Source organism: Sphaerisporangium corydalis (assembly GCF_025506355.1).
Lineage (GTDB): Bacteria > Actinomycetota > Actinomycetes > Streptosporangiales > Streptosporangiaceae > Sphaerisporangium > Sphaerisporangium corydalis.
Genome location: NZ_JANZYP010000027.1, coordinates 66,876 through 89,012 on the forward strand (window position 1 = coordinate 66,876; position 22,137 = coordinate 89,012).

The 22,137-nt window shown below is 72.3% G+C and carries 16 protein-coding genes; 3 read left to right on the forward strand and 13 right to left on the reverse strand.

The window, feature by feature from the left end:
- Positions 1 to 950 precede the first annotated feature (950 nt).
- Positions 951 to 1,583, forward strand: coding sequence for a helix-turn-helix transcriptional regulator (locus NYZ98_RS19735; protein WP_262844298.1), 633 nt, complete (start codon positions 951 to 953; stop codon positions 1,581 to 1,583).
- Positions 1,584 to 1,643: 60 nt separating this feature from the next.
- On the opposite strand, the gene NYZ98_RS19740 is transcribed toward NYZ98_RS19735, so the two are convergent.
- On the reverse strand, positions 1,644 to 2,417 hold the full coding sequence (locus NYZ98_RS19740; protein WP_262844318.1) for an SDR family oxidoreductase: 774 nt from the start codon (positions 2,415 to 2,417) through the stop codon (positions 1,644 to 1,646).
- A gap of 139 nt (positions 2,418 to 2,556) precedes the next feature.
- Between NYZ98_RS19740 and NYZ98_RS19745 the strand changes: the two genes are divergently transcribed.
- Together NYZ98_RS19745 and NYZ98_RS19750 are read left to right on the forward strand one after the other, a co-directional pair.
- Positions 2,557 to 2,883, forward strand: a complete 327-nt coding sequence (locus tag NYZ98_RS19745) for a nuclear transport factor 2 family protein (protein ID WP_262844299.1) — start codon at positions 2,557 to 2,559, stop codon at positions 2,881 to 2,883.
- A gap of 56 nt (positions 2,884 to 2,939) precedes the next feature.
- Positions 2,940 to 3,755, forward strand: coding sequence for a MerR family transcriptional regulator (locus NYZ98_RS19750; RefSeq protein WP_262844300.1), 816 nt, complete (start codon positions 2,940 to 2,942; stop codon positions 3,753 to 3,755).
- A gap of 33 nt (positions 3,756 to 3,788) precedes the next feature.
- On the opposite strand, the gene NYZ98_RS19755 is transcribed toward NYZ98_RS19750, so the two are convergent.
- From NYZ98_RS19755 to NYZ98_RS19820, 12 genes are all read right to left on the reverse strand, one after another.
- Positions 3,789 to 5,129, reverse strand: coding sequence for a hypothetical protein (locus tag NYZ98_RS19755; RefSeq protein ID WP_262844301.1), 1,341 nt, complete (start codon positions 5,127 to 5,129; stop codon positions 3,789 to 3,791).
- A 33-nt stretch (positions 5,130 to 5,162) separates the two neighbouring features.
- On the reverse strand, positions 5,163 to 6,221 hold the full coding sequence (locus NYZ98_RS19760; protein ID WP_262844302.1) for a DUF916 domain-containing protein: 1,059 nt from the start codon (positions 6,219 to 6,221) through the stop codon (positions 5,163 to 5,165).
- A 4-nt stretch (positions 6,222 to 6,225) separates the two neighbouring features.
- Positions 6,226 to 6,762: a hypothetical protein gene (locus NYZ98_RS19765; RefSeq protein ID WP_262844303.1), complete on the reverse strand. Its 537-nt coding sequence runs from the start codon at positions 6,760 to 6,762 to the stop codon at positions 6,226 to 6,228.
- Positions 6,763 to 7,088: 326 nt separating this feature from the next.
- Entirely contained in the window at positions 7,089 to 8,297 is a 1,209-nt protein-coding gene (locus tag NYZ98_RS19770; RefSeq protein ID WP_262844304.1) for an ice-binding family protein, read from the reverse strand.
- A 331-nt stretch (positions 8,298 to 8,628) separates the two neighbouring features.
- On the reverse strand, positions 8,629 to 9,192 hold the full coding sequence (locus NYZ98_RS19775) for a hypothetical protein (protein WP_262844319.1): 564 nt from the start codon (positions 9,190 to 9,192) through the stop codon (positions 8,629 to 8,631).
- A 2,681-nt stretch (positions 9,193 to 11,873) separates the two neighbouring features.
- The gene (locus NYZ98_RS19790; RefSeq protein WP_262844305.1) at positions 11,874 to 12,908 is read right to left on the reverse strand and encodes an ice-binding family protein; all 1,035 of its coding nucleotides are present in this window, start codon (positions 12,906 to 12,908) and stop codon (positions 11,874 to 11,876) included.
- A gap of 390 nt (positions 12,909 to 13,298) precedes the next feature.
- On the reverse strand, positions 13,299 to 16,064 hold the full coding sequence (locus tag NYZ98_RS19795) for a DUF5682 family protein (RefSeq protein WP_262844306.1): 2,766 nt from the start codon (positions 16,062 to 16,064) through the stop codon (positions 13,299 to 13,301).
- Entirely contained in the window at positions 16,061 to 17,176 is a 1,116-nt protein-coding gene (locus NYZ98_RS19800) for an ATP-binding protein (RefSeq protein WP_262844307.1), read from the reverse strand. Before NYZ98_RS19800 ends, NYZ98_RS19795 begins: the two co-directional genes overlap by 4 nt.
- An 11-nt stretch (positions 17,177 to 17,187) precedes the next feature.
- Positions 17,188 to 18,597, reverse strand: coding sequence for a VWA domain-containing protein (locus NYZ98_RS19805; RefSeq protein WP_262844308.1), 1,410 nt, complete (start codon positions 18,595 to 18,597; stop codon positions 17,188 to 17,190).
- Positions 18,594 to 19,982: a hypothetical protein gene (locus NYZ98_RS19810; protein ID WP_262844309.1), complete on the reverse strand. Its 1,389-nt coding sequence runs from the start codon at positions 19,980 to 19,982 to the stop codon at positions 18,594 to 18,596. The genes NYZ98_RS19805 and NYZ98_RS19810 overlap by 4 nt, the downstream gene beginning before the upstream one ends.
- Positions 19,982 to 20,473 carry a hypothetical protein gene (locus tag NYZ98_RS19815; protein WP_262844310.1) on the reverse strand — a complete coding sequence of 164 codons (492 nt, stop codon included), beginning with the start codon at positions 20,471 to 20,473 and terminating at the stop codon, positions 19,982 to 19,984. The genes NYZ98_RS19810 and NYZ98_RS19815 overlap by 1 nt, the downstream gene beginning before the upstream one ends.
- A 235-nt stretch (positions 20,474 to 20,708) precedes the next feature.
- Positions 20,709 to 21,746 carry a linear amide C-N hydrolase gene (locus NYZ98_RS19820; RefSeq protein ID WP_262844311.1) on the reverse strand — a complete coding sequence of 346 codons (1,038 nt, stop codon included), beginning with the start codon at positions 21,744 to 21,746 and terminating at the stop codon, positions 20,709 to 20,711.
- Between the last annotated feature and the right edge of the window lie 391 nt (positions 21,747 to 22,137).

The window sequence follows — 22,137 nt, forward strand, 5'->3', positions numbered from 1 at the left end:
GCCGCCGGGACGACCCCCCCCCGCGCCTTGACGGGCGCCGGGGCGACTCCGCGCCGGTACGCCGCCGAATGAACCGTTTCATGGGACCTCCCAGGTCGTGCCGCCGGCCAAGGACCGGTCCTGCTGGACGGTTGGCGCGGCGGGCCGTGAGACCGACAATGAGGGAGCGGGGCCCCTGAGGCATGAGTGCCTCGGTACTCAGATGGGCGGGCAAGTGCGGGCGTGGCCACTCACCGGGCGAGAGGCGGAACTGGGCCGCCTCGTCCGCGCCGTGGCCGATCCCGGCTGCCACGCGGTCGTGCTCGCCGGTCCGGCCGGGGCCGGGAGACTGCACCGGCTCGGCCAGGGCAACCCGCTGTTCCTCAGGGAGCTGGTGGACGTGGCCGTGCGGCGCGACGAGGGCGGCGTCTGGCGGTTGCGCGAGGAGCTCCTGCGCGACGCCTCCCGGCTGACCGACCTGGTCGCGCAGCGCATGGGGACGGCCAACCCGGAGGAGCGCGTCGTACTGGAACTGGTGGCGCTGGGCGAGCCGGTGGACCTGGCCGCGCTGGACCGGCTGGTCGAACGCTCCGCGGTGGAGAGCGCCGAGGCGCTCGGCCTGGTGCGGCTGGACCCCTCCGGGGGGCACGAACGGGTGCGCCTCGAGCACCCGCTCTACGGCGAGCTGATCCGGCCCCGGCTGCCCGCGCTGCGGGTACGCCGCCACTACCGCGTCCTCGCCGAGGCGCACGAGCGCGCGGGCCGCCGGCCGTCGGCGCTGAGCCTGACCCCCGGGGGGGCGGGGCCCCCCCCCCCCGCCCCCCCCCCCCCCCGCGCCGCCCCCCCCCCCCCCCCCCCACGCCACCCTCGGCGACGCCGCGACCGCGCGGGCCTCGGCGGAACGTGCCGCCCGCTCCTGCGCCCTGCTCCGGCCGGAGGTCGCGTCCCTGAGCCGGTCGTTCCTCGGCGCCGTGCTCCCGTGGGTCCCGGCCGCCGAGGGGGAACTGGCCCGCGCGGTGGAGCTCACGCTGGAAGGGGCCGCCCTGTGCCGGCGGGAGGGATACCCGAGCTTCGAGACCATCGCCCTGCACTCGGCGGTACGGCTGGGCGCCGCGCGCGAGGTCGTGGAGCGGCTGGCGGCGGTGGCCGCGTCGCAGGACGGGCCGCTGGCCACGCTGTGCGCCGACCACGCGCTGGCCTTCGTGGACCGCGACGGGCCCGCGCTCGCCGAGGTGTCGCGGCGGTTCGAGACGCTCGGGATGCTCCTGGACGCGGCCGAGGCCGCCGCGCAGTCGTCCCAGGCCCACGCCTCGGCCGCCCGCCAGGCCTCCGCCCGTGCCGAGGGGGCTCGCGCGTGGGTGCTCGCGGGCCGCTGTCAGGGCGCCCGCACCCCCGCTCTCCAGCGGCTCAGCGCCCCCGGCCTCACCGCCAGGGAGTACGAGATCGCCCGCCTGGCGGCCGGCGGCCTGGCCAACAGGGAGATCGCCACCCGCCTGGTGGTGTCGGTGCGCACGGTGGAGAACCACCTGCGCGCCGTGTACGCCAAGCTCGGGGTGACCGGCCGGACGGACCTCGGGCCGTTCACCGGCGACTCCGGGGAATGACGGCGGGCCCGGCTCGCGGGTGCGGGGCCTCGTCCGGGCGGAGGGCGCGTCGCGGCCCTCTCAGGCGGTGGGGATGGTGCCGCCGTCGATGACGTACTCGGCGCCGGTGATCCACGCCGCCCTGTCGGAGACCAGGAAGGCGATCAGCTCGGCGACCTCCGCCGGGCGACCTGTACGGCCCATCGGGATGCCGCCGAGCGCGTCCATGATCAGCTTGCGGGCCCCGTCCCTGTCGATGCCGAGGGCCGCCGCGGTGTCGTCCATCAGATGCCGCGCGCCCGAGGTCTCGATGAATCCCGGCAGCACCCGGTTGACCCGGACGCCGGACGCGGCCGTCTGGGCGGCCAGCCCCTTGCTGTAGTTGTTCAGCGCCGCCTTGGCCGCGGAGTACGGCATCGGCGCGCTCCCCGGCAGGGTCCGCGCGATCGACGTGACGTGCACCACCGCCCCCGACCCCTGCTCGCTCATGACGGGCACCAGCAGGCGGTCCAGCCGTACCGGCGCGAGCAGGTTCAGCGCCAGCGCCCCCTGCCAGTCCCGCTCGCCGAACGAGGTCGAGGGGCCCGCCGTCGCGTCCGTCCCGCCGGCGTTGTGCACGAGGATGTCGAGCCCGCCCAGCGCGTCCAGCGTCGCCCGCGCGAGCGCGCCGGCCCCCTCCTCAGTGCCCAGGTCGGCCGCGACGAACCGTTCCACGTGATCGGGCACGCCCTGGGCGGGCGCCGAGCGGGCCGTGGTGACGACCCGCGCCCCCGCGGCGGCCAGCCGCTCGACGACCGCCTCGCCGATGCCCTTGGTACCACCGGTGACGAGGGCCCTCTTGCCGGTCAGCTCCATGGTCACAGCCTCTTCCCTTCCGCCGCGGGGCGCCCTGGTGACGCGCCCGTCACCGGAAGGCTTGACCTTGCCGCTAAGGGAAGGTCAAACCTCGTCCTTGAGCGGCGCACCACCGCGCCGCCCGGACGAGGAGATCACCATGACCACCACCCCTGACGTCGTCACCCGCTACCTGGACGCGGCCGAGGCGCGGGACGCCAAGCGGCTCGCCGCCTGCTTCACCGCCGACGGCACCGTCCAGGACGAGGGCAGGACCTACACCGGCCACGAGGAGATCGTCCGGTGGCGGGAGGGCGGGCCGTCCGAGTGGACCTACACGACCACGGTCACCGGCGACCGGCCCATCTCCCCCGAGCGCCACCAGGTGATGGTGCGCGTCGAGGGGGACTTCCCCGGCGGCCTCGCGGACCTCACCTTCGACTTCACCCTGCGCGAGGGGCTCGTCTCCGCGCTGCGTATCATGTGATCGCCCCCATGACACCACGATCACCGTCAGCGTCCTCGGCGGCCGAGGGAGGGGAGATGGCGGCGCTGCTGACCATCGGCGAGTTCGCGGTGATGGCGCAGCTCAGCAAGAAGGCGCTGCGGCACTACCACGAACTGGGGCTCCTGGAGCCCGCCCACATCGACGCCTTCAACGGCTACCGGCACTACGACACCAGCCAGCTCAGGACCGCCCAGGTCATCCGGCGGTTCCGCACCCTCGGCATGCCGGTGCCCGACATCAGGGCCGTGCTGGCCACCGGCGACGTCGACCTGCGCAACCGGATCATCGGCGCCCACCTGCGGCGCATGGAGACGCACCTGCGCGAGACCAGCGAAGCCGTCGGGGCGCTACGCGAATTGCTCGAACCCACCGTCCGCCCCATCGAGGTCGAGTTCCGCACCGTCCCGGCGACCCCCGTGTGGGCGATCACCGCCACGGTGGACATCCCCGGCTTCGGGGACTGGTTCAGCGGGGCGATGCGCGAGATCCGCTCCGCCCTGAACACCGCCGGCGGCACGGCGGAGGGACCGCCCGGCGGCCTGTACGCGCCCGAACTGTTCGGCGACGAGATCGGCGAGGCGACCGTGTTCGTGCCGAGCGCGGCCACGTCCGGCGCGACTGGCCGCGTGGAGATCGTGGAGCTCCCGGCGGCCGAGCTGGCCGTCACCGTCCACCGGGGCTCGCACGACGACGTCGACCGCACCTACGGGGCGCTCGGCGGCTTCGTGGCCGAGCGGCTGCTCAGCGTCGAGGGGCCGGTCCGGGAGAACTACCTGGTGTCCGGCGAGGACCCCGGCGCCGAGCAGCTCACCGAGATCTGCTGGCCGATCTTCCGCACCGCCGCCCGCTGACCGCCGCGCGTCACCCTGGTCCGCGAGCCGTATTCACGGCCGCCCCGCCCGCCCCCGGCTCCTGACCCGGACGGGAAGCCAGGGGACGGTGGCGAGGGCGAGCAGGAGGGCCAGAAGGGGGAGGCGCCAGAGGGGGGAGAGGCGGTCCGGGGGCGCGGGCGGGGCGCGGGTCACCCAGGGGCGCGCGGTCTTGGACCAGGCCAGGAAGGCGTCGCCGATCGGCAGCAGCCCGAAGGCGTACCGCTTGGTCCACGGGGTGCCGATCGGCAGACCGGCCAGCTCGCCGTAGGCGGCCAGCCCCGCGGCGAGCGTGGCGTCGCCGTTGACCTGGGCAGCGCCGATGGTGACCACGGTCGCCGGCAGGCTCACGCCGAGGGGGAGCGGGCCGGAGTCGACGTCGGCGGGGCCGTCGGCGCCGCCGGGGTACTCCCGCACGGCCGGGCCGAGGCCGAGGGGGGAGGCGAGGTAGCGGTCGCGGAAACGGGGGTACTGCCCGGCGGCGAAGGCCGGGTCGATGTCGGGGAGGAACCGCTGGATGAGGCTCTGCGAGCTGCCCCTGGCCACCTCCGCCGGGTCGCCGGTGGCGGGGTCGGCCCGGTGCGGGAGCAGCCCGGTGCCCGGGTCGAGCCGCCGCCGCACCTCCTGGACCCACCGCCCGGCGGTGCCGGCGAACCGGGGCGGCAGCAGGGTGTCGTGCAGCCGCAGCGACGCCATGGCCACGGTCGAGTCGACCGGCCACGCCTGGCCCGGGTAGGCGGCCAGGTACGGCGTGGGCGAGGCGTCGAACGCCCCGCCGAGCGCGGCGGAGTCGCTAGCGAACCGCCGCAGCTCGGCCGGGTCGCGGTGCCCTTCCGGTTGCAGGCTCAGCACGCCGCCGCGCAGCCAGTTGCTCCAGCCTTGGTAGAACACGCCGTAGGGCGGGGTCAGGCCGGGGCTGAAGGGCGCGCGGCCGGACGGCGAGTCCAGGCGTCCCAGCGCCCACCGTGCCTCCCGCAGCGCCGCCGGCCGTTCGCCGGCCGGTAAGCGCATGCCGAGCTCGACCCAGGTCAGGCCGTACAGCGCGTGCAGGAAGAAGTACCCCTCGGGGAACAGTGCCTGGGCCTGGTCGCCGGCGCCGCCGTCCAGCGCCGAGCGCAGGAACGCGAGCTGCCGCCGGACACCGGCCGGCTCGCCGGTCGTCCCCGCCGTCCCGGGCGCGCACAGTCGCACCGCCCCTGCCAGCGCGAAGACGCTGAGGGAGACGGCCACCAGCCGGTGCGCCCACCGCGACACCTGGCGCGCCCCGGTCATCGGCCGCTGCCGGGGCGTGGTGGAGATCATGTGGGTCATCTGCCACCCGGGGGTGTCGAAGGTCCGGTACGGCCACCCGCTCATGCCCTTCTCGCATGTCGCGACCTGGAGGACAGGCTAGCGCCTCGGCGCCGCTCCGGACCGGTACCGTTCGGACAGCCGGCGGCCTACGACGAGGCCCGCGAGCGCCAGGGCGGCCACGGTGGCGAGCACCCCCGCGGCGACGTACATCCACGGGGACAGGGAGTCCAGGCGCGCGGCCCGGCCCCAGGTCGCGTCCTTCTGGGGAAAGGTCAGCGTGCCGGTGACCGTGCGGCGGACCCGGCCGCTCTCCATCAGGAGTTTGACCCGCCAGGGCCCGTCGGGCAGCCAGTCGTCCAGCGTGACCACGATCGGCGCGCCGGTGCCCGGCATGAGCGTCGTTCCCACCTGCGCGGTGAACGGGCCGACCCGCATGCCTCTCGGGCCGTCGGAGAGCCACATCCGGCCCACCAGGTCGATCGCACGCTGCCCGGTGTTGGTGACCATCGCCTTCACCACGGGCGTGCCGCCCTTGGCACGGCCGGGCGTCAGCCGGTCGATGCGGAAGTCCGACGGCGAGTCGCCGCCGGGGCCGATGTCGAGATAGACCCGTATGCCGACAGTGTTGATCATCGCGATGGCGTTCCTGTGCCCCGGCTCCCGCGAGGAGGCGAGTTTGGCCCAGATGGCGCCGTACCGTTCCCCCCTGGACGCGTTCTCCGGAATGGCGATCGTGGCCGTCACCTGAACATTGCCGTTCGGCGGCACGACCGGTTCCGAGGGGTCGATGGAAATCCATGAACTCAGCTCGTTGGCATCGCGATGCGGTGCCGGAACGAATTTGTTGTGGTCGATGGTCGCCGCGCCGGGGAACATCGTCACGCGTTGCGCTTTTGCAGAGGTGTTACTTATTTCCAGTCGCCGCGAGATCGTGGTGCCGGGGTTGATGTGGTCGACGACATAAAGGAGCGCCCGGGGGTCGTCGCGACGATTCGACGAGGCCTCCAGCAATCTGATCCCGATTTTGCCGTCGGACCCCTGGCGGCCCGGCCGGGAACCGGCCGGGCCGCCATCCGCGAGAGCCGCGGCGCAGGCCGCTCCCTGCAGCAGGAAGACCACCGCGATGGACGTGAACAGCGAGGGACGCCGTCTCACGTGGCTAGGCCACCGTGTGAGAGATCGTGCCCGTGTACTGGCCGGTGATGTTGCTGAGCGCCAGCACGGCCGTGATCTGCGGGTTCCAGGTCGCGGAGTTGTTGCCGGTGCCGGTGGTGTGCGAGTACGCGTTGCGCTGGGCGGCCAGCGTCGCCCCGGTCGCCGGCCCTGGTGCGGCGCAGCCCGTCTGACCTGCCGTGAAGGTACCGTTGCCGGTCGTCGCCGTCGCGGAGCCCGAACAGTAGTACACGCTGCTGTTGGCGATGGTCTCGCCCGGGTCGTCGCCGCCGCCGGTGATGAAGGAGGTGCCGGTGACGGTCGCCGTCCAGGCCGGAGTGGCCGACGCCCGCGCGTCGTTGACGGTGACCGCCCCGAGCAGACCGTAAGCGAATCCGCCCGGCGCTCCGTCGTTGGTGAGATCGGCCGTGTCGGGCACGGTGATCTCCAGTGCGCCCGCGCTGATGTCGAACGTCGTCGTGGTGTCGCAGGCGGCACTCGCCGCGCAGGTGGCGGCTTGGGCGACCGGGACTCCGGTCACCATGCCCACCGACATCGTAATCGCTGCGACTGCTAGCGCAGTCGTCCTGGAAATCTTGTTCATGGCCACCGAACTTCCTTGCATCACGGCGGATGTCGATATCTCGGCTATGCATCGATATAGCGAGACAGCAGCACGCTAACACGACAGGAAACGCATCTCCTTTCATGCCCTGCCAAGTCCTGATCAAAAACTATGACCGCCGCCATGATGCTGCATGACAAGTATTCCGATAGAACCTTTTAAGCCCATTTCGGGGATAACACGGATTTGTCCATCGGCGGTCATCGGCCGGCCGCGTGAAGGTGACTTCCGGAGGAGGGGTGTCCTCAGGCGACGGAGTGGACCACGACGCCGCTGTAGTTTCCGCCGACAACCTGAGCGGGCAGGGTCACGGTGATCGTCGGGTTCCAGGTGGCGGAGTTGTCGCCCGTGCCGTCGGAGGCGGAGAACGCCGTGCGCGCGGAGCCGAGGCTCCCGGCGGTCCCGGGGGCGAACGTCGCGTCACCGGTCGTACTGGTGGCCGAGCCCGGAGAGTAGCCGACCGACCCCTTGGAGATGGTCTCCGGCGCGGTGGCGCCACCGGTGGTGAAGTCCGTCGAGCTGACGGTCGCGACCCAGTCGGCGGAGGCGGCGTCACGGGTGTCGGTCACGGTGACGCCGCCGAGGTGGGCCGACACCTGGGCCGAGCCCGCCGCCGCCGACCCGAGGTCCGCCGACGCGGGCACGCTGATGAAGAGCGCGCCGGTGGATCTGCTGATGGTGTCGGTGTCCAGGGTGACGGCGCCGTTGCGGGCCAGCGCGCGCCCGCTCACGCTCGTGCCGGTGGTGACGGTGATCGAGGTCAGGGCGAGGATGTTCCCGGCGAAGCTGGAGCCGGTGCCCAGGGTGGCCGAGCTGCCGACCTGCCAGTAGACGTTGTGCGCCTGGGCGCCGCCGACCAGGGTGACGGTGCTGGCGGAGGCGGTGATGAGGGTGGAGGCCGCCTGGAAGACGAAGACGGCGGTGGCGTCGCCCTGGGCGTCCAGGGTCAGGTCCCCGGTGATGCCGAAGGTGCCGGCCGCTGAGTTGTAGACGCCGGGCGTCAGCGTGGTGCCGCCGAGCTCCGTCGGCACGGTCGCCGTCGGTGTCCGGCCGGCGGCGTCGTTGTAGGCGGCGGTCAGGTCGATCTGGGCCTGGGCGGCGGCGGCGTCGGCGGCGTGGATGGTGCCGGTCACGGTGCCCGGCGGGAAGCCGGTCACCGCCGTGCCCGGGCTCAGCCCGAGGTCACCGGTCACGGTGGTGGTCCCGGTGTTGGTGATCGTGCTCCCGGCCATGACCGCGAAGCCGCGGGCGGTCCCGAGGTCCACCTGCGGTTGCGCGGCGCTCATGCCGGGCGGCGCGGCGACGAGCAGGGCGGCGACGGGCAGCAGCGCGAGCACCGCCAGCCGGGCGATTCCCGGCCGGTGGGCCCTGGACGGGACCCGCCTCATCGCCGGCCCTCCGGCCGGCGTCGAGACCCCGGCGCCCCGCGGCACCGCCGGCACGAGATTCCTCATGCGCCCCACATCCGTAGCAGACTCAAGGCGGGAGGAGAGGCCGGTGACCATGGGATTCACGGCCGCCAGTGATCTGTTATAGCACTCGACCAGACCAGGGCGCCGCTATGCGGCGCCACGCGTCGCCGTCGGTTCCCGCGTCAGGAGGGCAGCACCGCCGCCAGACCGGACAACCGCCCGCCTTCTAGTCCAAATCCGTTTCCGCCGGTGCGACCTCTCGGTTCGTCTTCCGGGTGACCGACTGGTCCGTATCCGTTTGCGCCGGTACGACCTTTCAGTTCGTCTTCCGGGTGACCGACTGGTCCATATCCGTTTGCGCCGGTACGACCTCTCAGTTCGTCTTCCGGGTGACCGAGGCTGGTATGGCAAGCTTCCGCACGCCGCCCGGCTCGAAGTCATAGAGCGTGTTGTTCACCTGCAGCCCGTCGAGGGCGCCGATGAAGGCGCTGTCCTCGGTGAAGCCGAGACTGAGGGTGATCACCGCGTCCGGCAGCCTGGCCTTCAGGTCGCCGAACGAGCAGGGGGTGGCCAGGGTGCAGTTGACCAGGGTTCCCGTCGCCCCGGTCGCGTACCACTGGCCGCCGGCCGCACCGGCGTCGTACTGCTGCCAGGTGTTCGGAAGCCGGGTGGCCGGAGCGGACGGGCTGGTCGAGGTGTCCGGCAGGTAGACCAGGGTCGCCTGGGCCTCCGTGCCCACATTGGGATCGACCTCGATGCTCAGCCCCGGCACCGTGACGTCCGCGGGGGAGTCGGTGCCCGCGTACGCCCAGTACTTCAGGGTCGTCAGATCGCTGACCCGCAGCTCCGCGAAGTCCGTCTCGTCACCGAAAGCGATCTTGTCGGGACTGCCGCCGACGATGAGCCCCAGGCTGCCGACGCCGTAGGGGGGCGGCACATCGGCCGCGGAGTTGGTGGCAGGATTCCGGCCATACGGACCGACCCGATAAACAGCACTCGGCCCCCCCGCCGAGTTACGACCGATCACCCCCCACCTGTCCCCCAAACAGGTGACCATCCCCGGCGGCCCGGTCGCCCCGGTGGCGCCTGTCGCCCCGGTCGCTCCAGTGGCCCCCGTCGCCCCCGTGGCCCCCACCGGCCCTATCGGCCCGGTGACTCCTGCCGGCCCGGTGACTCCTGCCGGCCCGGTGGCCCCCGCCGGCCCTACGGCTCCCGCCGGGCCTGTAGCGCCGGTCGGCCCCGCCGCACCTGTCTCTCCTGTGGCTCCTTGGGGTCCCGCTATCCCGGCGACACCTTGGGGTCCCGCCGGTCCTGTGGCGCCTTGAGGTCCAACCGGTCCTTCGACTCCGGTGGCTCCTGTCGCCCCTGTGGTCCCTGCCGGTCCCGCCGGTCCGGTATCTCCTGTGGTTCCTTGGGGTCCTGCTATCCCTGCGACGCCTTGGGGTCCTGCTGGTCCTGTGGCGCCTTGGGGTCCGGCTGGTCCTTCGGCTCCGGTGGCTCCTGTCGCCCCGGTGGCTCCCGCCGGTCCGGTATCTCCTGTGGCTCCTTGGGGTCCGGCTGGTCCTTCGGCTCCGGTGGCTCCCGTCGCCCCCGTGGTCCCCGCCGGTCCGGTATCTCCTATGGTTCCTTGGGGTCCCGCAATCCCTGCGACACCTTGGGGCCCGACCGGTCCTGCTATCCCTGCGACACCTTGGGGTCCTGCTGGTCCTGCTGGTCCTGTGGCGCCTTGGGGTCCGGCCGGTCCTTCGGCTCCGGTGGCTCCTGTCGCCCCGGTGGCTCCCGCCGGTCCGGTATCTCCTGTGGCGCCTTGGGGTCCGGCCGCTCCTTCGGCTCCGGTGGCTCCCGTCGCCCCGGTGGCTCCCGCCGGGCCCGCCGGTCCTGTCTCTCCTGTGGCGCCCTGGGGTCCCGCTATCCCCGCGACACCCTGGGGTCCGGCCGGCCCGTCCGGTCCCGCCACTCCTGTAATGCCCTGCGGGCCTGCCGGTCCTGCTACGCCTGCCGACCCCGTTGCTCCTGTCGTGCCTTGCGGGCCTGCCGGTCCTGTGACGCCTTGCGGGCCGGCTGGACCTGCCGCCCCTCCCGGTCCCGTTGCTCCTGTCGTCCCCTGCGGGCCAGCCGGTCCCGCTACGCCCTGCGGACCTGCCGGTCCCGTGATGCCTTGTGGGCCGACCGGGCCTGTCGGTCCTTCGGCTCCCGTCGCACCTGCTACGCCCGCCGATCCTGTCGGTCCTGCCACGCCCGCCGGTCCCGGTACACCCTGCGGTCCTTCCGGCCCTGCCGGGCCAGTGAGTCCGGTGGTGCCTTGCGGACCGGCCGGGCCTGGCGGGCCTTCCGCTCCCGACGGCCCTGTTGGTCCTGCCACGCCTGCCGGGCCCGCTACTCCTGCCGTGCCTTGCGGACCCTCGGGTCCTGTCGGCCCTGGGATGCCTTGCGGTCCCGTCGCGCCTGTTACTCCGGCCGGTCCCGCTACGCCCGCCGACCCTGTCGCTCCTGTCGTGCCCTGCGGGCCCGCTGGTCCCGCTACGCCCTGCGGACCTTCCGGTCCCGGGATGCCTTGTGGACCGGCTGGGCCTGGCGCGCCTTCCGCTCCCGTCGCTCCCGACGGTCCAGTTGGTCCCGCCTCGCCTGTCGGGCCCGCTACTCCAGCCGTGCCTTGCGGACCGACTGGACCTACCGGCCCTGTCGCCCCCGGCACGCCCTGCGGACCTGTGGGTCCCGTCGCACCTTGCGGACCTATGGGTCCTGTCGTGCCCGGTATGCCCTGCGGGCCTGCTGGTCCGGGTACGCCTGTCGGGCCTGCTGGGCCGGCTGGTCCCGTCGTGCCCGGGGGGCCGGTGAGGCCTTGCGGGCCCGTCGGGCCTTGCGTGCCTTCGGGTCCTTCTTGGCCTTCGGGTCCTTGCTCACCTTCGAGACCTTCGGGTCCTTCAGGTCCTTCCGGGCCTTCGGGTCCGTGGATGCCGGCTGGGCCTGTCGGGCCCAGGGGGCCTCGTGGGCCGGGTGGGCCCATCTGGATGTACGTGCCTGGTCGGCTGCCGGGGGCCGCGCCTCCAGGTGCGCCGGTCCCGACCCCCGGGACTTCGGGGCCGTACCGGACGGTCGGGCCGGTCCCGCGCTTCAGGCCTTTCCTGCCCTTCGACCCGCGGTGGCACCCGCAGTGCCCCTTCCGGCACTTGCACGGCCCGCAGCATCTCTTCCAGCAGTGACCCTTCACGTGGACGTGTGGCTTTCGGGAGGCGGTGCGGTGATGGCACTTGGGGTGCTGCTCATCCTCTTTGACCGGTGAAACAGGTTGATTTCCGACCGGTTGATCCTTGAGTGCGTTTGCCCGGGGCTGGCATGACGTCACCAAAAAAGCGCCGACGAGCAGCACGGTAAGGCTCCACGTTTTGGCGGTTCTGCCGGACTGCGAGGCTACGAAATTTCCGCTGTCGCTATAAGTCATTTCATTCCATGTCGTTGCGGTCCCGAAAGGTGTCCTCTTTGACGCATGGGTGATGGCCACGAGATACCCGTTGGATGGCTCAAAATACGTTCGATCGAGTGGTGAACGGTAAAATGAGGACATGGCATCGGGAAAGCCGTGACGTAATCCCCCCAGGCACTTTCATACGCCGCGATTCATGGAGCACCGGCCGGCGTCCAGCAATCCACTATCTGGCAGAACCCCTGGGAATCGACACGCACGATGAACGGCGGCGAGGTGCTGGCGTCCAGGTCGGTCGTACCAGGAAAGACCGCGACGATCTCGTGCGCGCCTTCGGAGAGGTTCGCGACGGTCAGCTCCGCGTGGCCGGTGGCATTGAGCGGGGCCGTGCCCAGGCTGACGCCGTCGCTGAAGAACTCGACCGGGCCGGTGGGCACGGTCGAGCCCGGAGATCTCACCGTCGCGGTGAAGGTGATCGGGCTCAGCTGGTCGATGGCGCAGGACGAGTTCACCGAGGTGGTGGTGGTCCTGTCGAGCGCGCAGTCGGCCTTGGTGATGGTGGCGGTGTCCAGGTCGACGGTGCCGTTGCGGGCCAGGAGGCGGCCGGTGATCTCGGTTCCGACGGTCGCGGTGATCGAGGTCATGGCGAGGACATTCCCGATGAAGGTGGAACCGGTGCCCAGGGTGGCCGAGCTGCCGACCTGCCAGAAGACGTTGCACGCCAGCGCGCCGCCGGCCAGGGTGACGGTGCTGCCGGAGGCCGTGGTGAGGGTGGAGGCCGCCTGGAGGATGAAGACGGCGGTGGGGTCGCCCTGGGCGTCCAGGGTCAGGTTCCCGGTGATGTCGAAGGTGCCGGCGGCCGAGGTGTAGACCCCCGGCGTAACCGTCGTGCCGCCGAGTTCGGTGGGTATGGTGACGGCCGGAGTCCGGCCGGCGGCGTCGTTGTAGGCGGCGATCAGGTCGACCTGGGCCTGGGCGGCGGTGGCGTCGGCCAGGTGGATCGCCCCGTTGACCGTGCCGGGCGGGAAGCCCGTCAACGTGGAACCCGGGCTGATCCCCAGATCTCCGGTGACGGCCGTGGGACCGGTGCTTGCGACCGTGCTCCCGGCCAGTACCGCGAAGTTCGCGGCCGTACCCAGGGCGACCGGCGCCGTCACCGCGTTCGCGCCGGAAGACGTCGCGATGACGCCCCCGGCGGCGAGCAGGACCGCTATGCCGCCCGTCAGCACGAACCGAACGATATTTCGTGACAAGACGCGAGCGCGCCCGGGATCTGTCATGAGGATTGCCTTTTCCTGAGGCGTGGTGCGGTCATGACGCATTGTCGTGACGCGCCCTGTCTTTCCACCTTAATAATCGGTGGCCTGATTCCCCGTCATCCGACATGCGGGAACACAGGCTAGGCGCAATTTCCAGACAAAGGTGAACATGACCGCGTCGCCTGGGCGAGCGACCCGGCACCCGGACCTCAATCGGGACCGGGTGCCCCACCTTTTCCACCCAGGAATTAACAAAACAGGCAGGGGGCTTCGCGACCGCCAAAAACCGAAACCCGCGACACCTTCCCCGCTTCCCCGCAGGGCACCACAAGGCGCCCCGGCCTGCTCCGGACCGGCCGGCTAGCCGAGCAGTGCCGACACCGCGAAGGCGGTTTCGGGGTGGGCGGACAGGAGTGCGCGCACTTCCTGGTCGTCCGGTTCGTCCGTTGCGAGATCCTGCCATTCCCCCTCGCACCCGAGCAGCTCCGCCACCGCGTCGAGCGCCGAGGGGTGCGCCACCAGCAGCCCGGTCACCGGCCCCGCGGGCACCGGGTCCCGGGACGCCTCGGGCGCCGGTCGCGCCGACCAGGGCGGCACCCAGGCGTCCACCTCGGCCAGCGTGCCCGGGAACGTGCGGCCCGCCTCGCGGACGAGCACCGGCACCAGCTCGCCGGCCTGGTCGCGGAGCATCGTGATCAGCTTGGGCAGCCACGGCAGCAGGACGCTGTCGGGCAGCCGGCCGAACGCCTTGGAGATCACCTCGACCACGAACCCCGCGAGCCCCGGAGCCGGCTCCAGGGCCTGCACGAACCCGGTGATGTACAGAGGGAACGACGGGACCACCAGCGGGTTGGCCAGCAGCTCGTCGCACCGCGACCGCAACTCGGCCTGCGGCAGCACGCCGAGCTGGGACTGCGCCGCCCACAGCAGCGCCACCTTGGCAGGCGCCTCGGGATGCGACTGCCGTACCGCCAGCTCGAGCTGGGCGCGGTCGCACCCGAGCGCCAGCGCGAGGCTCTCCATGGTGAACAGGAACCCCAGCATGGCGCCCACCTGCCGGACGCCGGTGTCCTCGTCCACGAAGGCGGTCGGCAGCAGCGTGCAGTAGTGGGCGTATCCGGCGCTGACGAACGCCTCGCACCAGGCGGGGAGCACCGGCCCGGTGGCGCGGTAGTAGCCGAGCAGGCGGCGGATCCGGCGCAGCACCTCCGGCGCGTCGTCCACCGTGCGCTCGGCCGCAAGCAGCTCCACGGCCCGCGCGCCGAGCTCGTCGACGAACCGTTTGCCGCCGAGGAACAGCAGGGCGTCCTCGACGGCCGCGAGGGCGACGGCCGCCGTGGCGGCCGGCTCCCATACGGCGCGGCGCAGCCGCTGCTCCAGCACCTGCTCGATGGTGACGCCCTCGTAGCCGAGCTCGATGAGGGAGCGCTGGTGGCGGCCGAGCGCCAGGTCCCAGCTCTCCTGGATCGACCGCTCGCCCAGCCGCCGCCCGCCCATGATGGGCCGCACCGCGTCCGGCGGCAGCAGGTAACGCAGCATCCACAGCAGGTCAGAGCACGGCACCAGCTCGGGGTCCGCGCCGAGGTCAAGCAGCGCCCGCTGGATCGTGCGCTTCTGCGTGTCGAGCCCCAGCGGCGCCAGCCGGTCGTACACGTCGCGCGCCAGCGGCGGCAGGGAGTCGTAGCCGACCGCGCCGACCCGGTCGCCGCCGAGCAGGATCTCGCACAGGCGGCGCACGTCCCGGCGGCCCGGCACCACGTCCTTCTCGATGCACGTGACGGCCGCGTCCTGGAAGTCGTACGGCGTGGGCCGGGCCCGGTCGCGGATGCCCGCGAGCAGCAGGGAGGTCTCGAACACCGCGATGGCGTCCGCCGTGCTGGCCAGGTAGCCGTTGCGGCGGGCCAGCCGCACGATGTCGACGGACCAGCCGAGCAGCTCGGCCTCGTCGAGCTCGTCCACGGCCGGCGGCGTGGACAGGAAACCGGACAGCCGGTCGGTGACCTCGGTCCGGGGGACCGGCGCCGCCTTCCCGGCGCGCGCGGGCCGCTTGCGGGTGTCCGGCCGGCCCGCGAGCCGGAACGGGGTGACGCCGCCGCGCGCCACGGCCTTGGCCCAGGTCGCCGCGGCGATGGACACCGAGCCGGAGGCCAGCCCGAACTGGGCCTCGATCGCCGAGTGGCTGGAGGGGATCAGCCCGTACAGCCAGCGCGTGGCCGTGCGGGGGCTGATCTCGTACGGGGCGTCGGAGGCCAGGCCGAACTGCTCGACCCGGCTGGCGGCGTGGAACGCGCCGCACACGTGCAGGCACTCGGCCGGGTCGGCGCCGGACGCGGCGAGGTGCTCGCGGATGCGGGTCCACATGTAGCGCTCGCGGTCCTCGTCGGTGGCCGGCCGGTCGCCGCCGCCCGGCCTGAGCCGCCGGAACAGGCCGCCGATCAGCACCATGACCTGGCGGTAGGTGTCGTAGTCCGCGCCGGCCAGGGGCTGCTCGACGTACTGGTCCCACCACTCCGACCAGTGCCTGACCTTGCCGTGGTGGATGAGGTGCTCTTCGAGCTCGGCGAAGCGGGGGCGCAGGTCGCCGATCTCGACGCCCACCGAGTCGCCGTGCAGGGCCGCCTCCTCGCCGTGCCCGGTCGCCTCGGTCTCGGTCTCCGGCTTGGGCGCCCACTGGAAGACGTGGTCGGACGAGCGGTCCACCAGGACCAGCTCGACGCCGGGCGTTTCCAGGGCGTAGGAGATGGCCTGGTACTCGGCCGACGCCTCGGTGATGGGGGCCACCATGCTGAGCGGACCCCAGGCGGGCGGGAAGCCGTCGAGGTCGGTCGCGAACGCCTGCAATGCCACCGGCAGGCGGCAGTTGCGCAGCTCGGGCAGCAGCGGCCGCAGGTCCTCGCACAGCTCCAGGTAGATGACCTTCGGCTGTTTCTCCCGCAGGCGCCGCACCATGGCCAGCGCCGAGGCCGGCGAGTGGTGGCAGACCGGGAAGATCTCCAGTGGCTCGGCCAGCGCCCGGTCGACGTCGTCCACCAGGCCCGCCAGGATGCCGGGCAGCGCGGCGGGGGCGCCGGCGAAGGCCGTGGCGGCGTCGAGCAACTGCTCGCGGAGCGCGCCGAAGGGGCTCATGAGAGCGTGGCGATGGCCTGGCGGCCGCCTTCGAGGAAGCCCTCCCACTCACCGCCGTCCTGCTTGCTGCGCGGTTCGACGACGCCGTGCCAGTACTTGTTCAGGATGGCCAGGTCCTCGGGGGTGCGGCGGGCCAGCGAGCCGACCAGCGACCCGGCGAGCGTCCCGGCGCGCAGGGTGCGGTCACCGAAGAAGTTGCTGTGCAGGATGGCGTCCTCCAGCACGCCGATCTGCTCGGCCGTGGACAGCGCGGACTCCAGCTTCTCGTCGTCGCTGGTGGCCGAGGCGGCAGCGGCGCGCAGGTCGGCGAAGCTCTGCAGCAGGATGTCCAGCAGCGTGGGCGGCAGGTCCAGCTCGATGTTGTGCCGTCTCAGCAGTTCCTCGGTGCGGAAGCGGACGATCTCCGCCTCGCTGCGCTTGTTCGTCACCACGGGGATCTTGATGAAGTTGAAGCGCCGTTTCAGCGCCGACGACAGGTCGTTGACGCCCCGGTCACGGCTGTTGGCCGTCGCGATGATCGAGAAGCCGGGCTGGGCGAAGACGATGTTGTCGTCGTCCAGCTCCGGGATGGACACGTACTTCTCGGAGAGGATGGAGATCAGGGCGTCCTGCACGTCGCTGGTCGACCGGGTCAGCTCCTCGAAGCGGCCGATCACCCCCTGCTCCATGGCCGTCATGATGGGCGAGGGGATCATCGACTGGCGGGACTGGCCCTTGGCGATCACCATGGAGACGTTCCACGAGTACTTGATGTGGTCCTCGGTGGTGCCGGCCGTGCCCTGGACGACCAGGGTGGAGTTGCGGCAGATCGCGGCGGCGAGCAGCTCGGCGAGCCAGCTCTTGCCGGTGCCCGGGTCGCCGATCAGCAGCAGCCCTCGGTCGGATGCCAGGGTCACGATGCTGCGCTCGACGAAGCTGCGGTCGCCGAACCACTTCTGCGGGATCTCACGGTCGAGCCCGTCCGAGCGCTCGGAGCCGAGCACGAACAGCCGCACCATGCGAGGGCTGAGCCGCCACGAGAACGGCTTGGGTCCGTCGTCGACGGACTCCAGCCATTCGAGCTCCTCGGCGTACTTCACCTCGGCGGGGGCGCGCAGCATGTCGTCGGTCATTCGCGGGTCTCCTAGGTGAGGAAGTTCTTGAGCTCGAACACGAGCTTGCGGATGTGGCCGGAGATCACCGGGGTGCCCAGGTCCTTGAGCTTCTGGCGGAACCACGGGTCCACGCTCTGGTTGCCGGAGCTGTTCACCGAGCCCACGGGGATGAACCGCACCCCCGAGCGGCGCACCGCCTCGAAGTCGGTGATCAGCGCGCGGTTGTCGTAGAAGTCGGAGATCCACACCATCACGGTGTTGCGCGGATCGGCGATCTTCGGCCGGGCCAGGGCCATCGCGGCCGTGCCGTCGGTGCCGCCGCCGAGCGTCGTGCGCAGCAGCACCTCGAACGGGTCGTGCACCCACGGCGTCAGGTCGAGCGCCCGGGTGTCGTAGGCCACAAGGTGGACGTCCACCTTGGGCAGCCCGGCGAAGATCGACGCGAGGATGGTGCAGTTCACCATCGCGTCCACCATCGACCCCGACTGGTCGACGACCACGATCAGCCGGGCGGGGGTCGTGCGGCGGGCGGTCTGCCGGTAGTACAGCCGGTCCACGTACAGCCGCTGGTCCTCCGGGCTCCAGTTCGTGAGGTTCTTCCAGATCGTCCGTTCCAGGTCGAGGTTGCGGAAGACCCGCTTCGGCGGCACCGACCTGTCGATGACGCCCGCGCTCGCCTTCTCGACCTGGGTGCGCAGCACCTGGGCCACCTCGTCCACGAACCTGCGGATCAGCGCCTTGGCGTTGGCGAGCGCGACCCCCGACAGGTTGGACTTGTCGCGCAGGAGCTGCTCGATGAGCGACATGCTCGGCGTGAGCTTCCTGGCCAGGGCCGGGTCGGCGAGCACCTCGCGCAGGCGCATGCGCTTGACCAGGCCGCCTTCCAGCCCGGCCAGGACGGCGGCCAGCTCCTCGTTCCCAGGGCGGGCGCGGAGCCCGCCCGGCTCGCACCCCATGCCCCGCTCGAACCAGCCCGCGTCCTGCTGCCAGGTCGCGAGGTCGCCGGCGCTGACGTCGCCCGTGCCGGTCGAGAACACGTTGAGCAGCAGCTTCGAGACCAGGGCGGCCCGCCGCACCTCGCCGCCGCCCTCGTGCTCCCGCTCGGTGAGCAGGTCACGCAGCTCCTCGCCCAGCTCGGGGAAGCGCTGCACCAGGTTGTCCACCGACACCCCGGGGTCGAGCAGGGGCGGCGGCAGCCCGAGGTCGCCGACGATCGCCACGCTCGCCGCCTCCAGCGCGGGCTGCTCGTCGCCGTCGAACAGCCGGGACAGCAGGCGCCAGTAGAGCACCTGGCGACGGTTCTCGTCGGCGCCCGCCGGACGGCCGTGCCCGGCGGCCGGAGTGCCGGTGGTGCCTGCCGGGTGGCCCGCCCCGGCGGTCAGAGTGTCGACGGCGCCGGGCGGGTGGCCGCTCGGCTCGGTGGTCGGGGTCTCGCTCATTTTCTCAGTAACCGTCCCGCCCGCTCGCGAAGCACGGCGACCCCGTCGCCGGCCCTGGCCTCGGCCTTGGCGGCCTTGGGGTCGGTGGGCCCGAGCGCCCAGTCGCCGTTGTGCGCGGCGACCGGCTTGCGCTTGACCGTCGTCAGCACCGCCATGGGACGCAGCAGCCACCGCCCGCCGTCCCAGCGCAGCAGGCCGAGGCAGGACGAGGAGGCGGCCACCATCTCGGGCGTGAGCGGGCCGCAGGACGGCAGCCGGTCGACGTCCACGTCGATGGCCGCGCCGCCCAGGTCGAACGCGCCGCCGCCCGTCGTGTACCCCTCGACCAGCACGGGCTCGGAGATGCGCACCGGGTGGCGGTCCAGGGGCGGCACCGCGGCCGGGCTCGCCCGCCCGAGCAGGATCCGCGCCGTCGCGAACGGGTCGGCCGGCTCGCCCGCGACGGCCCGCTCCTCCTGCCAGACCAGGTCGCCGCCGGCCAGCAGGGGCATGTCGGTGATCTCCAGGGTGCGGTGCCCGGCGAGCGCCCCCAGCAGCACGGGGTAGCCGCCCAGCAGCCGCCACACGGCGGGCCCGGTGATCGTGTCGACCTTGGCCGCGGCCACGCTCGCGCGCACCAGCCGGGGCGGGGCGCCGCCCGCGGGTTCGAGGATCGCGTGAACCTGCGCGCGCACGACCGTGCTGTGCTCGTGGACCTCGGTCCCGAGGATGAGCAACCGCCCCGACACCGGCTCCGCGCCGCCGTCCCAGGCGCCGGCCTGCGACAGCAGCAGGCCGCGCGTCCACAGGTCGGCCCACCGCCGCACCGGCAGCCGCTCCATCGTCCCGACCGGGCACGACGCGCGCAGCTCGGCCGCCAGGCCGTCGAGCAGCACCGCCAGCCCCCGCAGCCGTGGCGCGGAAAGCAGGGCCTCCAGCGTCTGGTCCGAGGCGGTGACGAGGTCGTGGTCCACGCCGCGCCAGCCGGTGATGGCCAGCTCGCGCAGCCAGACCCGGCAGCCGCCGAGCAGGTTGCCCGGCACCTCGCCGTCCTCGGCGGCGGGAGGCCGCCAGGCCGGACGCGACCGCCCGAGCGCGGTGTCGAGCCGGTCGAGCAGGGCGTCGTGCGCCGCGCCGAACAGCGCGGCCCGCCCGCCGGCCAGGGCCACCAGGTGCTCGTCGGAGACCGACCCCGCGCGGATCTTCTCCACCGCCTCGCCCACCGGCCCGCCGAGTGGAGTGGCCGCGAGCGCGCCGGCCAGGGCGGCGAGGGCGGCGGACCGGTCCTCGCCGAGCCGGGCGAACCCGTGCGCGAGGGCGTCGTCGAAGCCCGTCACCAGGCCGAGCGCCTCGCCGACCCCCTCAGGGGTGTCTTGGAGCAGCTCGCCGAGCCGCGTGCCGAGCATCAGCCCACGGCTCCCGCGGCCGGGAACCAGTGCAGTTCGGCCATGGGGGCCGTGCTGCCCGGCACCTCCAGGTAGGCGAGGTGGCGCAGGAATCGGCTGAACACCACCGCCGAGGGGGTGCGCTCCGGGTGGCCGTTCAGACAGCTCATCAGGTCGTCGTCACCGGAGGCCTCCACCCGCAGGTAGCGCGCCACCCGGTCGATGCCGTACTGGAGGACGGCCTCGTCGGCGAGCAGCCGCAGATGCTTGCACGGCGAGCCGTGCAGCGCGCCGCACGGCCGGTTGTTGTTGGTGCTGCAGTCGTAGGTGTGGGTGCCTGCGGTGATCGACGAGACGTAGACCCGCGCGATGTCGGACCCGCTCGACACGACGCCCTGCAACCGCCCGTCGGCCAGCTCGACGAAGGGGACCTTCGCCAGCTTGCGCGGCTCGACGGGTGGCAGCACCCGCACCACACTGCACCGCTCCCACGCGGCTCTCTCCGCGTCCACGAACCCTTCGACCTCCAGCCCGGCTGGCCCGCGGACGCCAATCGAGACGTCGGCACCTGCGCGGGCGGCCGATCAATGATCCGGGAACTTACCCGAGCCCACCGACAATCCGCCGTGGATTCGCGGCCGAAAGATCAAAGAGGCGGAGAATTCAGATCATGGCGTACACCAGGGCGGGAGGGCTCCTGTCTCGTACCGGAAGTCTCGTACCGGAAGGGGTCCCCACTCGGGCGGGTCAGTCCATCGGCAGGCGGAACTCGTGCACCGTGCCGTACCGCCGGCCGGTGGCGAGCCGTACCTCGCCGGCCTTCTGCCGGTAGACGATCGACCACTGGGTGTGGTTCTGCCTGACCCGGGAGAGCAGGTCCATGGCCTGCTCCGGAGAGAGCCTGCCTCCGGCCGCGCGCAGCGTGTCGCCCGCCGTACGGTAGCGGGGATCGGCCTGGCGTGCCCGCGCGGTGGACCCGGTGAAGGCGAAGTTCACCATGGCCTGCCAGGACCCGCTCCCGTGGTGGACCACCATCGCGCCGCCGGCGAACTCGACGACCGCCGACCGCCCCCGCGCGTCGGAGATCAGGTAGTGCAGCGGCGGGCTCCCGCTGAAGTCGACGTTGTACCGGCGGAACACCTTGAGGGCCTCGCCGACCGTGGCGGCCCCGTCCAGCACCAGCCGCATGACGCGGACGCTGCCGGCCGTGCGCCGCTTGGGGTCGTGGCCGGGCCGGGCCTCGGGGACGGTGGCCATGCCCACGACCAGGCCCTTGGAGTTCATGCCGTCGAACGGCAGCAGCGGGGCCTTCAGCAGCGCCCTGCGGCCGGCGTCGGTGGTGAAGTCGGCGTCGGACCGCACGCCGAGGTAGGAGACGTCGACCATCGACACCGACGCGTGCCCCTTCGGTGGTGCGGTGAACAGGAGCAGCGCGGGGTGGTGGTCGTAGTCGAAGTTGCGGCCGGTCAGCGGGTCGGCGGGGTCGCCGTGCGCGGAGAACAGGGAGCACCCGAAGGCGGTGGGCGTCAGGGCCGGCTCGATCGTCGCGAAGGGGTCGTACCCGCCCTTGTAGGTCATGGTCCACAGCGGGTGGTCGTCGATTTTGCGCAGGCTCGCCAGAGCGGCGGCGTGCTCGGGCGGCAGCGGCGGCCGGACGGCCGAGGACGCGCGGGGGTCCGGCACGGCGTCCCCCTTCCGCGACGGAGTGGCGGCTCCGGTCGCGCAACCGAAGAGCACCCAGACGGCGAGCAGAAGCGTCGCCGCGACCCTGGCGGGTTCGGTCATCCTGCCATGGTGACGCGCCGGGACGCGGACCGCCAGCCGGTGGCACGGTTTTTCCGGGCGGAATTCGCCCAGCGAAACGTTTTCATTGAATTTTGAAATACAACCTCCATCTTGACAGCCGGACGGCCTTATGGTGGAACGCGGTCTGACGGAATCCAGACCGATTATCTGACGGGAATTGTCGGCTCCTCCGATGCGGGCCGGGGCGCCCGGCGGTCCCCGGTGACCAAGATCATCGAAGGGGCGGGCTCGGGGCGGTTGACCGTTTCGGTCGGCGCGACTATGGTGACCGCCCTTTTTCGGGCATTAGGTACGCGTCACTACTGTCCGTATCGCCGGGTGGGACCGCCTGGGCGCCCCGAAGTCCCCGATGTCGTCGTTATTGCAGGTC

What these genes read in the sequence shown, in the direction of transcription:
- NYZ98_RS19745 (WP_262844299.1), top strand. Translation starts at nt 2,557, where the DNA reads ATGACCACCACCCCTGACGTCGTCACCCGCTACCTGGACGCGGCCGAG.
- NYZ98_RS19770 (WP_262844304.1), bottom strand. Translation starts at nt 8,297, where the DNA reads ATGAGGAATCTCGTGCCGGCGGTGCCGCGGGGCGCCGGGGTCTCGACG.
- NYZ98_RS19820 (WP_262844311.1), bottom strand. Translation starts at nt 21,746, where the DNA reads ATGACCGAACCCGCCAGGGTCGCGGCGACGCTTCTGCTCGCCGTCTGG.
- NYZ98_RS19755 (WP_262844301.1), bottom strand. Translation starts at nt 5,129, where the DNA reads ATGAGCGGGTGGCCGTACCGGACCTTCGACACCCCCGGGTGGCAGATG.
- NYZ98_RS19750 (WP_262844300.1), top strand. Translation starts at nt 2,940, where the DNA reads ATGGCGGCGCTGCTGACCATCGGCGAGTTCGCGGTGATGGCGCAGCTC.
- NYZ98_RS19800 (WP_262844307.1), bottom strand. Translation starts at nt 17,176, where the DNA reads ATGACCGACGACATGCTGCGCGCCCCCGCCGAGGTGAAGTACGCCGAG.
- NYZ98_RS19805 (WP_262844308.1), bottom strand. Translation starts at nt 18,597, where the DNA reads ATGAGCGAGACCCCGACCACCGAGCCGAGCGGCCACCCGCCCGGCGCC.
- NYZ98_RS19740 (WP_262844318.1), bottom strand. Translation starts at nt 2,417, where the DNA reads ATGGAGCTGACCGGCAAGAGGGCCCTCGTCACCGGTGGTACCAAGGGC.
- NYZ98_RS19810 (WP_262844309.1), bottom strand. Translation starts at nt 19,982, where the DNA reads ATGCTCGGCACGCGGCTCGGCGAGCTGCTCCAAGACACCCCTGAGGGG.
- NYZ98_RS19795 (WP_262844306.1), bottom strand. Translation starts at nt 16,064, where the DNA reads ATGAGCCCCTTCGGCGCGCTCCGCGAGCAGTTGCTCGACGCCGCCACG.
- NYZ98_RS19765 (WP_262844303.1), bottom strand. Translation starts at nt 6,762, where the DNA reads ATGGTGACCGGAGTCCCGGTCGCCCAAGCCGCCACCTGCGCGGCGAGT.